General features: G+C 43.0%; 13 protein-coding genes and 2 pseudogenes. 8 read left to right on the forward strand and 7 right to left on the reverse strand.

All coding sequences use genetic code 11. The annotated features are described in order from the left end of the window. From mfd to ACFE90_RS28695, 4 genes and pseudogenes are all read left to right on the forward strand, one after another. Positions 1-3,279 (forward strand): transcription-repair coupling factor (gene mfd, locus ACFE90_RS28680; RefSeq protein WP_375505783.1); only part of this gene is annotated, 3,279 nt, incomplete at its 5' end. Positions 3,280-3,402: 123 nt separating this feature from the next. Beyond that, positions 3,403-3,666 (forward strand): hypothetical protein, encoded by a 264-nt coding sequence (locus ACFE90_RS28685; protein WP_375505784.1) that lies wholly within the window; start codon positions 3,403-3,405, stop codon positions 3,664-3,666. Continuing rightward, on the forward strand, positions 3,650-3,970 hold the full coding sequence (locus ACFE90_RS28690; protein WP_375505785.1) for a type II toxin-antitoxin system RelE/ParE family toxin: 321 nt from the start codon (positions 3,650-3,652) through the stop codon (positions 3,968-3,970). The genes ACFE90_RS28685 and ACFE90_RS28690 overlap by 17 nt, the downstream gene beginning before the upstream one ends. After that, positions 3,922-4,032 (forward strand): annotated as a pseudogene (locus tag ACFE90_RS28695) (hypothetical protein); the annotation flags it as partial. The gene ACFE90_RS28690 and the pseudogene ACFE90_RS28695, both read left to right, overlap by 49 nt. A gap of 7 nt (positions 4,033-4,039) precedes the next feature. Here the strand turns inward: ACFE90_RS28695 and ACFE90_RS28700 are convergent. Then, positions 4,040-4,510, reverse strand: coding sequence for a DUF29 domain-containing protein (locus ACFE90_RS28700; RefSeq protein WP_375505786.1), 471 nt, complete (start codon positions 4,508-4,510; stop codon positions 4,040-4,042). A gap of 190 nt (positions 4,511-4,700) precedes the next feature. Further along, positions 4,701-5,939 carry an AIPR family protein gene (locus tag ACFE90_RS28705; protein ID WP_375505787.1) on the reverse strand — a complete coding sequence of 413 codons (1,239 nt, stop codon included), beginning with the start codon at positions 5,937-5,939 and terminating at the stop codon, positions 4,701-4,703. 314 nt (positions 5,940-6,253) lie between these two features. On the opposite strand from ACFE90_RS28705, the gene ACFE90_RS28710 reads away from it, so the two are divergent. Next, positions 6,254-6,469 carry a hypothetical protein gene (locus tag ACFE90_RS28710; RefSeq protein ID WP_375505788.1) on the forward strand — a complete coding sequence of 72 codons (216 nt, stop codon included), beginning with the start codon at positions 6,254-6,256 and terminating at the stop codon, positions 6,467-6,469. Positions 6,470-6,561: 92 nt separating this feature from the next. Beyond that, positions 6,562-6,630: pseudogene (locus ACFE90_RS28715) on the forward strand (toxin-antitoxin system HicB family antitoxin); the annotation flags it as partial. 70 nt (positions 6,631-6,700) lie between these two features. Here ACFE90_RS28715 and ACFE90_RS28720 read toward each other — a convergent pair. The 3 genes from ACFE90_RS28720 to ACFE90_RS28730 all read right to left on the reverse strand — a co-directional run bounded on the left by ACFE90_RS28720 (position 6,701) and on the right by ACFE90_RS28730 (position 8,624). After that, complete coding sequence (locus ACFE90_RS28720) at positions 6,701-7,132, reverse strand: NUDIX hydrolase (RefSeq protein ID WP_375505789.1); 432 nt, start codon at positions 7,130-7,132, stop codon at positions 6,701-6,703. 8 nt (positions 7,133-7,140) lie between these two features. Then, positions 7,141-7,593: a DUF3531 family protein gene (locus tag ACFE90_RS28725; protein WP_375505790.1), complete on the reverse strand. Its 453-nt coding sequence runs from the start codon at positions 7,591-7,593 to the stop codon at positions 7,141-7,143. A 74-nt stretch (positions 7,594-7,667) separates the two neighbouring features. Then, positions 7,668-8,624 carry a Sll0314/Alr1548 family TPR repeat-containing protein gene (locus ACFE90_RS28730; RefSeq protein ID WP_375505791.1) on the reverse strand — a complete coding sequence of 319 codons (957 nt, stop codon included), beginning with the start codon at positions 8,622-8,624 and terminating at the stop codon, positions 7,668-7,670. 300 nt (positions 8,625-8,924) lie between these two features. On the opposite strand from ACFE90_RS28730, the gene ACFE90_RS28735 reads away from it, so the two are divergent. After that, positions 8,925-9,599, forward strand: a complete 675-nt coding sequence (locus ACFE90_RS28735; RefSeq protein ID WP_375505792.1) for an ABC transporter ATP-binding protein — start codon at positions 8,925-8,927, stop codon at positions 9,597-9,599. A 75-nt stretch (positions 9,600-9,674) separates the two neighbouring features. Further along, entirely contained in the window at positions 9,675-10,409 is a 735-nt protein-coding gene (gene rsmG, locus ACFE90_RS28740; protein WP_375505793.1) for a 16S rRNA (guanine(527)-N(7))-methyltransferase RsmG, read from the forward strand. A gap of 69 nt (positions 10,410-10,478) precedes the next feature. Here rsmG and ACFE90_RS28745 read toward each other — a convergent pair whose 3' ends face one another. Beyond that, complete coding sequence (locus ACFE90_RS28745; protein WP_375505794.1) at positions 10,479-11,798, reverse strand: response regulator; 1,320 nt, start codon at positions 11,796-11,798, stop codon at positions 10,479-10,481. A gap of 18 nt (positions 11,799-11,816) precedes the next feature. Further along, on the reverse strand, positions 11,817-13,214 hold a 1,398-nt coding region (locus tag ACFE90_RS28750; RefSeq protein WP_375505795.1), incomplete at its 5' end, for an ATP-binding protein.

Below are 13,214 nucleotides of genomic sequence, written 5' to 3' on the forward strand. Positions count from 1 at the left end.
GGATTGGGGACTGGGGACTGGGGACTCGGCAGACAAGGAGGAATTATTGAAAAAGTTGCTCCCTTGTCTCTTCCCAATCCCCAATCCCCAATCCCTAATCCCGGAGCAAAGCGACCCTTGGCAATTGTGGCTACTCAAGGGGCGCTGCAACCACACTTACCACCACCAGAAGCTTTTGGGCAATTCTGTCTTACCTTGAAGCGGGAGATGGAATTAGACTTGAATGCCTTCAGTGAGAAAATAACTATTCTGGGATACGAACGAGTACCTCTGGTGGAAACAGAAGGACAGTGGAGCCGACGGGGCGATATTGTTGATGTGTACCCAGTTTCATCTGAGTTTCCAGTCCGGCTGGAATGGTTTGGTGATGAAATCGAGCAAATGCGGGAATTTGACCCAGCAACCCAACGTTCCGCCCTCGATAAAGTTGACCAGTTAATTCTTACCCCCACTAGCTTTGCTCCCATTGTCATGGCGGCACTGAAGAATAATTCTGAGTTAGGAGTTAAGAGTTATCAGTTAAATTCTGACTTAGAACTTAGCACTGAGAACTCATCACTCTTGGAGGGTAGTCGTCGCTTTTTGGGGTTGGCTTTCGAGCAACCAGCGTCCCTGCTAAACTACTTATCAGAAAATACCCTGATTGCCATTGATGAGCCAGAACAGTGTCATGCTCATAGCGATCGCTGGGTAGAAAATGCCCAGGAACAATGGAAAATAGGGAATAGGGAGTGGGGAGTGGGGAATGGGGAAGAATCTACCTCTACTCCCCTAACATTGCCGAAGATTCACCGTTCTTTTGATGAGTGTTTGGCTGATGTTGCCAGGTTTAAAACCTTATATTTTTCGGAACTGTCAGAGGAAAATGATGGGATTAATCTTGCCAGCCGTCCTGTTCCAGTCACGCCACACCAGTTTGCTAAACTTGCTGAAACCATCCGCCAAGAACGCGATCGCAATTTCTCTATCTGGCTGCTTTCTGCTCAACCTTCGCGTTCTGTCTCTCTATTGCAAGAACATGATTGTCCGGCTCAGTTTATTCCAAATCCCCGCGACTACCAAGCAATAGATAAGCTCCAAATCAACCATACTCCCATAGCCCTAAAATATTCTGGTCTTGCGGAACTAGAAGGTTTTATCCTGCCTACATACCGATTGGTAATCGTTACAGATCGGGAATTTTTTGGGCAGCATTCCTTAGCGACTCCCGGCTATATCCGCAAGCGTCACAAAGCTACTTCTAAGCAAGTTGATCCCAATAAGCTGCGTCCAGGCGATTATGTAGTTCACAGAAATCATGGTGTTGGTAAATTTGTCAAGCTGGAAAGTTTGACGATTAATAACGAAACCCGTGATTATTTGGTGGTGCAGTATGCTGACGGCTTACTCAGAGTCGCAGCCGATCAAGTAGGTGCTTTATCCCGGTTCCGCGCCGCAGGTGATAAAGCACCGGAACTCAACAGGATGACTGGTAAAGCTTGGGAAAATACCAAGAATAAAGTCCGCAAAGCGATTAAAAAATTGGCGGTGGACTTGTTGAAACTGTATGCAGCGCGATCGCAACAACAAGGTTTTAGCTTTCCAAGTGATATGCCTTGGCAAGAGGAATTGGAAGATTCCTTCCCCTACCAACCCACAACGGATCAACTCAAAGCTGTCCAAGATGTAAAACGCGACATGGAAAGCGATCGCCCAATGGATCGCTTAGTTTGTGGCGATGTCGGTTTCGGGAAGACGGAAGTGGCGATTCGTGCTGTTTTTAAAGCAGTCACCGCCGGTAAACAAGTGGCACTCCTTGCGCCAACGACAATTTTAACACAACAGCATTACCATACACTCAAAGAGCGTTTTGCTCCCTACCCGGTAAATGTCGGTTTGCTCAACCGTTTTCGGTCTGCTGAAGAACGCCGCGATATTCAAAAGCGATTGGCAACGGGTGAATTAGATGTAGTAATTGGTACGCACCAACTTTTAGGTAAAGGTGTGACATTCCGGGATTTAGGGCTGTTGGTGGTGGATGAAGAACAGAGGTTTGGGGTGAACCAGAAAGAGAAAATTAAAAGCTTGAAAACTCAGGTTGATGTGCTTACCCTCTCCGCCACTCCCATTCCCCGGACTTTGTATATGTCTTTGTCGGGAATTCGGGAAATGAGTTTGATTACTACACCACCCCCAACCAGACGGCCGATTAAAACCCATCTTTCACCAATAAATTCTGAAAGTATCCGCACTGCAATTCGTCAAGAATTAGACAGAGGGGGGCAGGTTTTTTATGTAGTTCCACGAGTAGACGGAATTGAAGAGACAACAGCCAATTTACGAGAAGTTATACCGGGTGCTAGGTTTGCGATCGCTCACGGTCAAATGGATGAAAGCGAGTTAGAATCAACCATGCTCACCTTCAGTAATGGCGATGCAGATATCCTCGTTTGTACGACAATTATTGAATCTGGCTTAGATATTCCGCGAGTCAACACGATTTTGATTGAAGATGCTCACCGCTTTGGATTGGCACAGCTGTATCAATTACGCGGTCGTGTGGGACGTGCAGGTATCCAAGCTCATGCTTGGTTATTTTATCCGAAGCAACGGGCATTATCTGATGCAGCACGGCAACGATTACGAGCGATTCAGGAATTTACTCAGCTAGGTTCTGGATATCAACTAGCGATGCGCGACATGGAAATCAGAGGCGTGGGTAACTTGCTAGGTGCAGAACAATCCGGTCAAATGGATGCCATCGGTTTTGATTTATATATGGAAATGCTAGAAGAAGCTATTCGGGAAATCCGAGGACAAGAAATTCCGAAAGTGGAGGATACTCAGATTGACCTCAACCTGACGGCGTTCATCCCAGCAGATTACATTACCGATTTGGATCAAAAGATGAGTGCATACCGGGCGGTGGCGACAGCCAAATCTAAATCAGAATTAAAGCAGATTGCAGCTGAGTGGAGCGATCGCTATGGTAGTTTACCAGTGTCTGCAAATCAACTTTTGCGAGTCATGGAACTCAAACAGCTAGCGAAAAAACTCGGATTTAGCCGGATTAAACCAGAAAACAAGCAGCACGTCGTTTTAGAAACACCGATGGAGGAACCCGCTTGGAATTTATTGGCGGCGAATTTACCAGACAATCTTAAAACGCGCTTTGTGTATTCTCCTGGGAAAGTGACGGTGCGCGGGTTAGGAGTTGTTAAGGCTGATCAACAATTGCAGAATTTAATTGATGCTTTCGGGAGAATGCAAGGTGCGATTCCAGAGGCGGTTGGTGTTTAATTGGGAGAAAAAGATTAGTCATCAAATGAAAACCTATGTCATTTTGAGCAGGCTGGAATTCCAGATCCAGCCCTTTGAGTCTAGTTAGTAGAATTAAAGGAAATACTAACCCAACTTTAACTCATGATAAAAACTATCGAAGGCATTTATCAGGATGGGCAAATTCACCTCACCCAGCTACCGCAAGATATTAGCGATCGCTCCCAAGTTCTCGTCACCTTTCTAGACCCTGCCAAAATCAACCCCGCCAAATTACGCCAACTGATTGATCAATTGGAGACAATTGCAGGTATTGGACAAGGTTTCGAGGAACTTAACGCTGGTAAAACTCGCCCAATTGGAGATTTCGTCCAAGAAATGCAGCAAAAGTATGGCATTTCAGGTTGAGATTACCCCAATCGCAGAAACTCAAATTAAGCAAGCTTATCGCTGGTATCGAGAGCGGAATCCTGAATTTGCTGATCGTTGGTTTCGAGGATTGATGAATGCTATTGCTACCCTACAAGAGAAGCCCCAACGTTGTGCTTTAGCAGTCGAACATGAAATTTTTCCAGAAGAAGTACGTCAACTTCTTTATGGGAAGAGCAAAAAGGTTGGGTTTTGCAAAGAATTATTGGCAGTCACCATATTTATGAAAACCCTGAAGTACAAAAAATCCTGTCAATTCCTGTTCACCGCAATCAAGATTTGAAAGCTGCAACCTTGAATGTCTTGATGAAAATAGCCCAGCTATCTGAAGAAGATTTACTTTAATTTCAAATTACTGCTCTGATTCATCTAGTAACTTGCTTGGTTCACCGGGGTAGAAGTCATAGTCCACAATCTCTGGCAAACTGTAGGGACACTCTACCGGAAAAGTACGCTTGGGCAAATCTGTTTCTCCAACAGCTAATTCGACACCTTTAAGGTAGGCTTTGCAAAGTGCTTCTTCAAGGTAGGGTTTTAAGCTAGGATTGTCTTCGAGCAGTTCAGCAATATCTAAGCGTTGAATACGAAGTGTTGCTAACCAGCTACGGCTACGACGCCCTGACTGGTACTGCCATTTTAGTAAATGTCCAATCAACACACTAAGACGGTTTCGCAGTTCTTGACGTTGCTGTTTACCCAAAGATTGAATCTCCTCAATCAGATTTTGCAGATCAATCTGACTCCACTGCTCATTGCGAAGTAAAGTTACTTGTTCCTGTGTCCAAGCGTAAAAATCAGTTTCGTAGAGGCTTGATGAAAGCATTGGTATCTTTGGGTTTGTTTCAGGTACCCCCATTAGGTTAGTTCAACCTCAACGTCTTTGTTTTTATTGTAGAACGGTCATGCTCCCGCAATAACTTGCTTTGCCAGTTATCTCAGAAAAAAAGTCCGAACACCTTAGAGGGTTGGACAGATTAAAGTTTAAGACCAATCTATCAATCTAACCCATAAACTTATGAGGTCAGGATACCCCGTTGAGCCAACTCCATAACTATGACGCTATAGCAACCACGATAGGCTGCTTCTTTACGACCCACTTCAGCAGGTTTACCCTTATTGTCTTCATTTTCCTTAAGCACTATTCCAGCCATCTCGTCGATCGTAGCTTTTAATAATTCTTCAGGGTTGACTAGCCACTCTAGCTCCCCTTGTTCCCAAGCCGCACGAGAAATATTGGCTCTGAACGCTGCTAGCATTGGGTAGAGCCACCCAAGGTGCAAATGCCCATTAATTATCCCACCAGCAAAGTGAGCTTTTCGCTCTTTATTTTTGGGCGAACGAACGCGATTATTTTTCTTTGTGTTACTGACTTTGAGCTTGCCAGGAAACTTTGGAGCTGCTAATTGCTGTATCCGATCAATTAGAATCAGGATATCATGTAGATGAGGAACAAGTCGCTTAAACACACGACTATGCTTTTCCTTAACATCCTTGATAAAGGTGTCAAGAACAGCTTTGGGCTTGCCGAAAATTGTATGAGGATGGTTCTTTCTGTCAGGAAACAGCTCTAAATTAAGGAGATTCATATAAGTGAGGACTTGCTCAACATCAAACTCTCCGGAATCGCCCATCTTGTAGGCTATTTGCTCAGATCCTTGTTTTCCTTCTAGAGAACGCTTAATTTCATCAAAAGAGCCTTGCAGATTCTCGATAGAGGTATTGTCTACCTGTAATGAGCGGTTCAATCCTTCAGCAATATCAGCAATCAGGTATGAGTCAACATCCTCCATTGCTAGAATGTGAAGGCGAACATACGCATCCCAAGGACTGGGATACTCGCCGTCTTCAGTTACTTCACGAATCGCAAAGAAAGTGTGACCCCCATTGATCAAGCCGTGCTGAGAGGGGTCTGTAAGTTGCAAGGTTACTATACCTTGCCCACCTTTCTCCTTTACGAACTCTGTGTCCTTTACAATCAGATAAATACCTTGATTTTTGAAAGCAAATTTTTCAGGATGCTCCCTTAAGGTTTCAACGATTTGATGAGCGACAACTCCTGCTAGCGCACCTTTAGTGTTGCGGCGGGGGGTACGCGGGTTAATGGACATCCAATATTCCAGATCTTGAGGAACATCTTCTACACGTACAAAGCAAGTTGCTAGTTTTGCTTTACTTATAGCTCCGTTAGAAGGAACTGGCATAGTACGATATTCATCCGCTGGAATGCGGAATTCAATTGGTTTTATCATCATTAATTTTTCCTCAAAAATACAGTGGGCTATACCCGCTGTAATTGACTAGAGCGCTGGATCAGAAGCTTGGTTAAGACTTCAGATTTTGTTCAGTGCTAGCCATTATTGTTACTATAATCTTGCTCTAATTGTCAAGTGAGCGCTCGTATTAGAGACAGAGTGATTCCACATTGGCCTGGTGTTAATAGTCCGGTATTCTCTTAGGTTAAGTCCAGGCATAAACGTTGACTGTAAGTGGCGATCGCACCCTGAAAACCCCAACAGAGTGCAAGCAGAGATAATTTATAGTATGACTTTCGTAACGATTAACAGCTATGACTGAGCTACTTGAACAAGCGATCGCCAAACTCAAAAATTTACCTGCCAATGAACAAGATGTGATCGCGGCGATAATTTTGGAAGAATTAGAAGATGAACGCTCTTGGGATGAAGCTTTCACCCGTTCCCCTGACGTACTCGCTTTCCTTGCAACTGAGGCAATGGCTGAATACCGTGCAGGAAAAACTCAAGAGTTAGATCCAGATATATAGATGCCTATTCCACAAGATATTGATAAAATTTTGATATGCAAATTAGATGTGTTTTAGCTTAGTAATAATAGCTATAGGTTAAACTACTAGTACGGATACCGAAATCTTTACATCGACGTTTAGCTGAGACTTCTGAACGGGAGGGCGTTAGTTTTAACTAGTATATTGTGTCTTTGCTGAGTGCGGTAACATAATTAACAGCAAAGTAATCTTAGTAAACTTCCATATTCTTTATAAATATTCAAAAAATACTTCAGGTACTAATTTGAATTCCCCAGATTTCAAGCGAGAGATATCTATCCATAATGCTCTATGTTTATGAGTTTGTGATTCTGAAAAAACTAAATTTTCCAGTTGATAAAATTTGGAATCAACAAAGTCACATTGATAAAGCTGAATAATTTCATGACCTTGCCTACCATTAAATGTAAACAGATTTTCTATACAACCTAGATATTTAATATTCGTTAAGTCTGCCTGAATTTCCTCTTGAAACTCCCGTTCTAAGGCGGCATGACTGGTTTCGCCAAATTCAACACCACCGCCCAAAGCGCGATAAAATGTTTCTTGCTTTACGGGATCGTAGCCTTCAGAAAGAAATATGCGATCGCCATCCCGAATTAGCCCCAAGGCTATTACCCGAATTTCGCCTGCTTTATTCATTTTTGTAACTAATTATCGTAAATAGACTGAGGACGACTTTCGCTACCCTCAATAGGCCAATCTGGATTTTCGCCACCGATGTACAATTCTTCAATGGTGACATATTCCTGACTTAGCTGGGTGAGAGCGTTGATTAAAATATCCAGAGCGATCGCATCACTAGTTCCTAAGTCAAACCAACAACGCCCCCATTGACCCTCATATTCAAACTCACCAATGTTGTGCATCAATGCAAGCAGGCTTTTTTCATACCCTTGCTCATCATAATTCATGTAGCTGATATCGAGTCCTGTGTCCTGCACCTGAAGATTCTCTGCATTAAATGCACCCAATTTACCCAGATAAAACCAGGAATTGAAAACTTCTTCTACATACTGCTTTTCACGCGCAGAAGGATTTGTGCTGAATTTTAGCCAAATCCACATATCAAAAGGATTAATTTCGCGGAACTGAATCTCCATTTTGGTCTAGGATCTCAATTACTGTTCTGCAAATAAGCATATCAAAGTAGGGAGTGGGGAGTGGGGAATAGGGACTAAGGATTCTTCAAGCTAACAGCACTGCTGCGTTCACGTTCAATTTGTTTGACTAAATCGCTTGGGAGTTGGGATTTTTTAGTCAAGGCTTTGTCAAAATTAGCGATCGCTTCCTGGATCATCTGCTGGCTTTTTTCTCTTTGCCCCAGTTGTTTCAGTATTTGGGCTTTAAGATAATAAATTTCTGGATTATCGGATGTCGTTTTGATCGCCCGGTTGACATACTCTAGCGCCTGTGGATACCGTTTTAAATCCCTGTAAGCAAGAGCAATGCCCCGATCTACTAGATAGCCAGGAGCTGCATTTTGTTCTAAGCGTCCAATTGCCTGATCTGGGCTAGCAAATGGCAAATTAACTGCCAACAATAAATCCATATAACCCTTGATTAAATTCAGTTCTGGATCGTTGGCAGAAATTGCTTCGGCTTTGTCTAAATATTCATAAACTTGCCGCAACCGACTAAAGGCTTGCGGCACACCGTTGACTGTACCCTCACGGGTGATAATTACTGCTCCCTCTAAAAAATGACCAACAGCAGTGTATAAATTACCACGCAATGGATCGTTAGAAATCAGTTTTTGTCCAGTTTCTAGAGTTTTTTGGCTGTAGGTATCTAGTTTAGCCCAATCCTTATTTCCGTATGCTAAAGATGCTCTCATGGCATAAGCTAGAGGTTCATTTGGCTCTTTGGATAGTGCTTGTTCCAGATAACGCTGTGCTGCTGGATAATTGCCCTGTTGGAAAATCGCTTTAAAAGCTGCTTCTGTTTGGTCGCCAATTTGATGAGGTTCACGATTGCGAAACGGATCGCCAGCCAGGGAGGGATTTACCCATAAATTAAGTGCGATTGCCCAAGGGGCAACGCCAAAGGCGAACGCAGCGCCAAAAGCGGTCTGAGCAAGGTTAGTGAGTCTAGCAGACACTACTAATCGAGGCGAAGAAAACCTTTTAGTCATTTTAACCCTCAGAATATTTGCGGTTGAAATAGTTGTATGTGTTACTTAGAATGCAAAAAATGGTTAATTTTAACTTGCCTCTGCTTCAACCAAAATTTTCTTATATAAAGGTTGACTTTGGTAATTTTTTCATGTTCCCAAGCTGGTTAGAGCCAAAGTTTTAAGGGTGACTCTGCCACAATAAAGAAAAAGTGGATGATTCTTGCTGCTAGATTAAGGTGTTAATCCTTTCTTTGAATTTTCCAGATGCTTTCAGTGTAGCTAATCAGTAATTTGCTGACTTTTTGGTAATCTTAACAAATGCTCTATCTCCGAAATCTAAATTATCACCCGACAGCGTGCCCAACAGCGATCCTCAAATCGATCAACTTGGAATTAGCACCCCAGCAGCTAGGTCTGATTATTGGCGCGAGTGGTTCGGGTAAAAGTACCTTACTAGAAATTTTGTCGGGACTAGCCGAACCCACTAGCGGTGCACTCTTTTGGCGGGAACAAGAACTTATAGCCGAACAGCTGCAACAGTTAGCTGGGTTGGTATTTCAATTTCCAGAGCGTCACTTTTGCGGTGGTTCAATTTTAGAAGAATTGCGTTTAGGACATCCTGAGTTAGGGTCAGAACGAGTCAGACAGGCCCTAACCGAAGTGGGATTAGAGCATTTATCGCTCTCTGCCGCTCCCTATGCTTTGAGTGGTGGTCAGCAACGACGTTTAGCTTTGGCAGTGCAATTGATTCGCCAGCCAAATTTACTGTTATTGGATGAACCCACAGCTGGGTTAGATTGGTCAATGCGTCGGCAACTGGTAAATTTATTAGGGAAACTGAAACAAGATTGGACGCTGTTGGTAGTGACACACGATGCTGGGGATCTGTTAGCGATCGCAGATCGTTGCTGGACACTCAACCACGGTGAACTACAATCAGTAGATCCAAAGACACTAGAAGCCAAAGTTAAAGAACCTTTACCAACCGTGTGAGAGGAGAGCAGGGGAACAAAGGGGCAAGGGGACAAGGGTACAACGAGAATAACCATGCCTTATGACAAATGACAAATGACAAACCTATTGCCTGAGATGGCAGAAATCTGGCAGCAAACTCTCAATTGGCAACCAACCCTCCAACAGCAAGCGCAATTCCAAAGGCTTTATGAGTTAATCCTAGAAGGTAATCGCCAACTCAATTTAACTCGAATCACTGACCCCCAAGGATTTTGGGAAAAACATCTCTGGGATTCTCTACGAGGAATTGCACCTCTTTTATCAGCAAATTTCTCCCCTGCTTCCCCTGCTCTGATCGATATTGGTACAGGTGCGGGTTTTCCAGGTATTCCAGTGACAATTACTGTACCTAATTGCACAATTAATCTTCTCGATTCCACTCGGAAAAAAATTTCTTTTATCGACAATGTATTAACTGAACTTGCCCTTGCCAATGCTAAAACTCTTGTTGGTAGGGCTGAAGAAATCGGCCATCACCCGCAGCATCGACTAGCTTACGACATTGCATTAATCCGTGCTGTAGGGCCAGCTTCTGTCTGTGCAGAATATACCTTACCACTGCTCAAACAGGGAGGTTTAGCCATAATTTATCGCGGTAATTGGACAGAGGATGAAACAACTGCTTTGCAGAATGCTGTAAAGCACCTGGGTGGCGCGATTGAATCAATCGAGCAATTTACAACACCCCTAAGTCACAGCATCCGGCACTGTGTGTATTTACGTAAGCTAGCTACCACACCAGCTAATTTTCCTCGTGCTGTTGGTATACCTACTCAAAAGCCTCTTTGAGAGGAAAGATGGAAATAGTGGGGAAAAATAATTTCTTTTTCCTCGTATCTGTCATTTAAATAGTAGCAATTAAGACACTGGAATCTTAATAATAAATTCTGTGCCCTCACCCAGAATGGAGTTGCAGATTAACTTACCATTGTGCGTTTCTTCGACAATTTGACGAGCGATCGCTAATCCCAATCCTGTTCCCTTGCCAACGTCTTTAGTGGTAAACAAGTGGTCAAAGATATGTCCTTTAATATCCTCTGGGATTCCCGACCCGTTATCTTTGATTTTAATTACTACCGTATTTTGGTCGCTGGATACTTCAGTGCGAATTATAATTTGTTGAGAATTAGCTTGTAATTGGGCAAATGTTCGCCCAACGCTTTCTGTATCTAATACATCAATTGCATTGGCAAGGATGTTCATAAATACTTGATTTAATTGTCCTAAAAAGCACTTAACAGGCGGTAATTTACCATAATCTGTAATTACCTCAATCGCTGGACGTTTTTGGGACGGTTTGAGGCGATACTTCAAAATTAACAGTGTACTCTCAATTCCTTCATGCAGGTCGCAAGCAACTTTTTCAGATGTATCGGCTCTGGAAAAGGTGCGGAGACTAGTGCTAATGTTTATAATACGTTCTGTTGCTACATGCATCGAACCTAGCAGCTTTGGTAAGTCCTCACTAAGAAATTCTAAGTCAATTTTCTCGGCAAGGTTGGTGACGGTCGGTGTTAGTTGTGGATAATGTTGCTGCACACATTGCACATACTTAAATAAATCTTGGATATACTCTTGGGCGTTATTCAGGCTGCCTTTGAGAAATCCAAGAGGGTTGTTAATTTCGTGCGCTACCCCTGCAACTAAGTTACCCAAGGTTGCCATTTTTTCACTTTGGACTAATTGCAATTGTGCGTTTTTAAAATTATCTAGCGCTTGCGAAAGCTCTGTGGTGCGTTCTTGTACCCGTTGTTCTAAAATATCCTTTTGTCGAGCTAATTCTAAATTTGCTTGTCGCAGTTTCAGGTGAATCCTAATGCGTGCAAGAACTTCTTCTTGTTGAAATGGCTTTGTAATATAATCGACAGCTCCTAAGACTAAACCTTTGACTTTATCGGTTGTATCATTAAGAGCAGTCATGAAAATAATCGGAATCTCACAGGTAGTCTGCTGAGATTTTAATTGACGGCAGGTTTCAAAGCCATCAATTCCTGGCATCATTACATCTAGTAAAATTAAATCAGGAGGGTAGTTTTTAATCGTTTCAATACCGTGCAAACCATCCATTTCTACTAGGACTTTATAACCTGATCGGTCGAGTGCATCATATAGCACTTCGATATTAGTTGGATAATCGTCAATAATCAGAATTGTTTGACCTGTACCATCAGTTGTCATCAGTTTTGAATCTCCTACCTAAATCTTTGTTGATTTTTGAGATTGGTTTATCGACTCTTGGAGAAAATGACGAACTGTCTGAATATTGAAGCCTTTAACCAATTCCCTAAGTTCTTGAATAAAGGGTTGATATTGTTCATCTAATTGAGCTAATTGATCCAATTCTTCTCGGATGCCTCTAAAGTACCCAGTTTCCACATGTTCTAATAATCCTTTTAAATCAGAAATACTTGGAATTAAAATGGTTTTGGCGCTTGCATCTGTATCGAGCGAGGATTCAATATTGGTATCTTTATATACCCAATTTAATTGTAATTGCTTGGCTAATACAGCATAAAGTTCATTTGCTTGCACGGGTTTTGCCAAGAAATCGTTACCACCAGCATCTAAACTATTTTGGCGGTCAATCTCAAACACGCTCGCAGAAGAGACAATCACAATGGCATCACGTAAAGTTTCGGACTGACGCAATTGTTTGAGCATTTCCCAGCCATCCATTACGGGCATGGCTAAATCACAAATGATCATATCGGGGCGATCGCGTGTAATTTTTTCTAAACCCTCTTCTCCGTTGTTGGCTTCGAGAACCTCAAAACCAAGGGGTTCCAAAAGATTGACAATCACTGACCGATTTTCCCAACGGTCATCGACAATTAGGATTTTTTTGCGATTCTCTTTCACAGAGGTTGACGCTCGTGACGCTCGATGACTCGCTAACGCTGCGCTATCGCCCTTGGCGTCTCCCCTTGGGAGAGGACTCGCTACCGCTTCTCTACGAGAGGCTTCTCCTGTCGGAGACGCTTCGCGAACGCCAACGCTAACGTTAATGCCAGCATATCCGATAATTCTGCCAGATGATGTTAGGGAATTTGCTTGTACCCAATCAGTTGCGATCGCACAGTTAATATTAAAGAAAAACTTACTACCAACCCCTAATTGGCTTTCAACCTGGATTTGACTAGCCATCAACTCAACAAATCGCTGGCTGATAGCAAGTCCTAATCCCGTTCCTTCGCTTTGACGTCTGCTATCCCCGACTTGCTCAAAGGAGAGGAAGATTTTCTCTAATTGCTGGGGACTCATGCCGATGCCCGTATCGTGAATATAGAAGCGAAGATTAGTTATATCCCCTAACAGCACTTCCACTTTAAATGTGACACTGCCTTTGTCGGTAAACTTAATGGCATTTCCCAGCAAGTTAATCAGAACTTGTCGCAGACGCTTCTCATCAGCAACAATACCAATTGCTGAATTCTCCGGTGGCTGATAAATAAACTCAATACCCTTTTGTTCGGCTTTAATGCGGCAGATTTCCACAACACTTTGTAGAAACGCAGGTAGATAAAATGGAACCAGCTGTAGTGGGAGCAACGCGATTTGGTGAGGTAGGATCAAAAACCAGCGATCGCTAACAAC

The sequence above is a fragment of the uncultured Nostoc sp. genome (genome assembly GCF_964245445.1).
In the GTDB taxonomy this organism is placed as follows: domain Bacteria; phylum Cyanobacteriota; class Cyanobacteriia; order Cyanobacteriales; family Nostocaceae; genus Nostoc.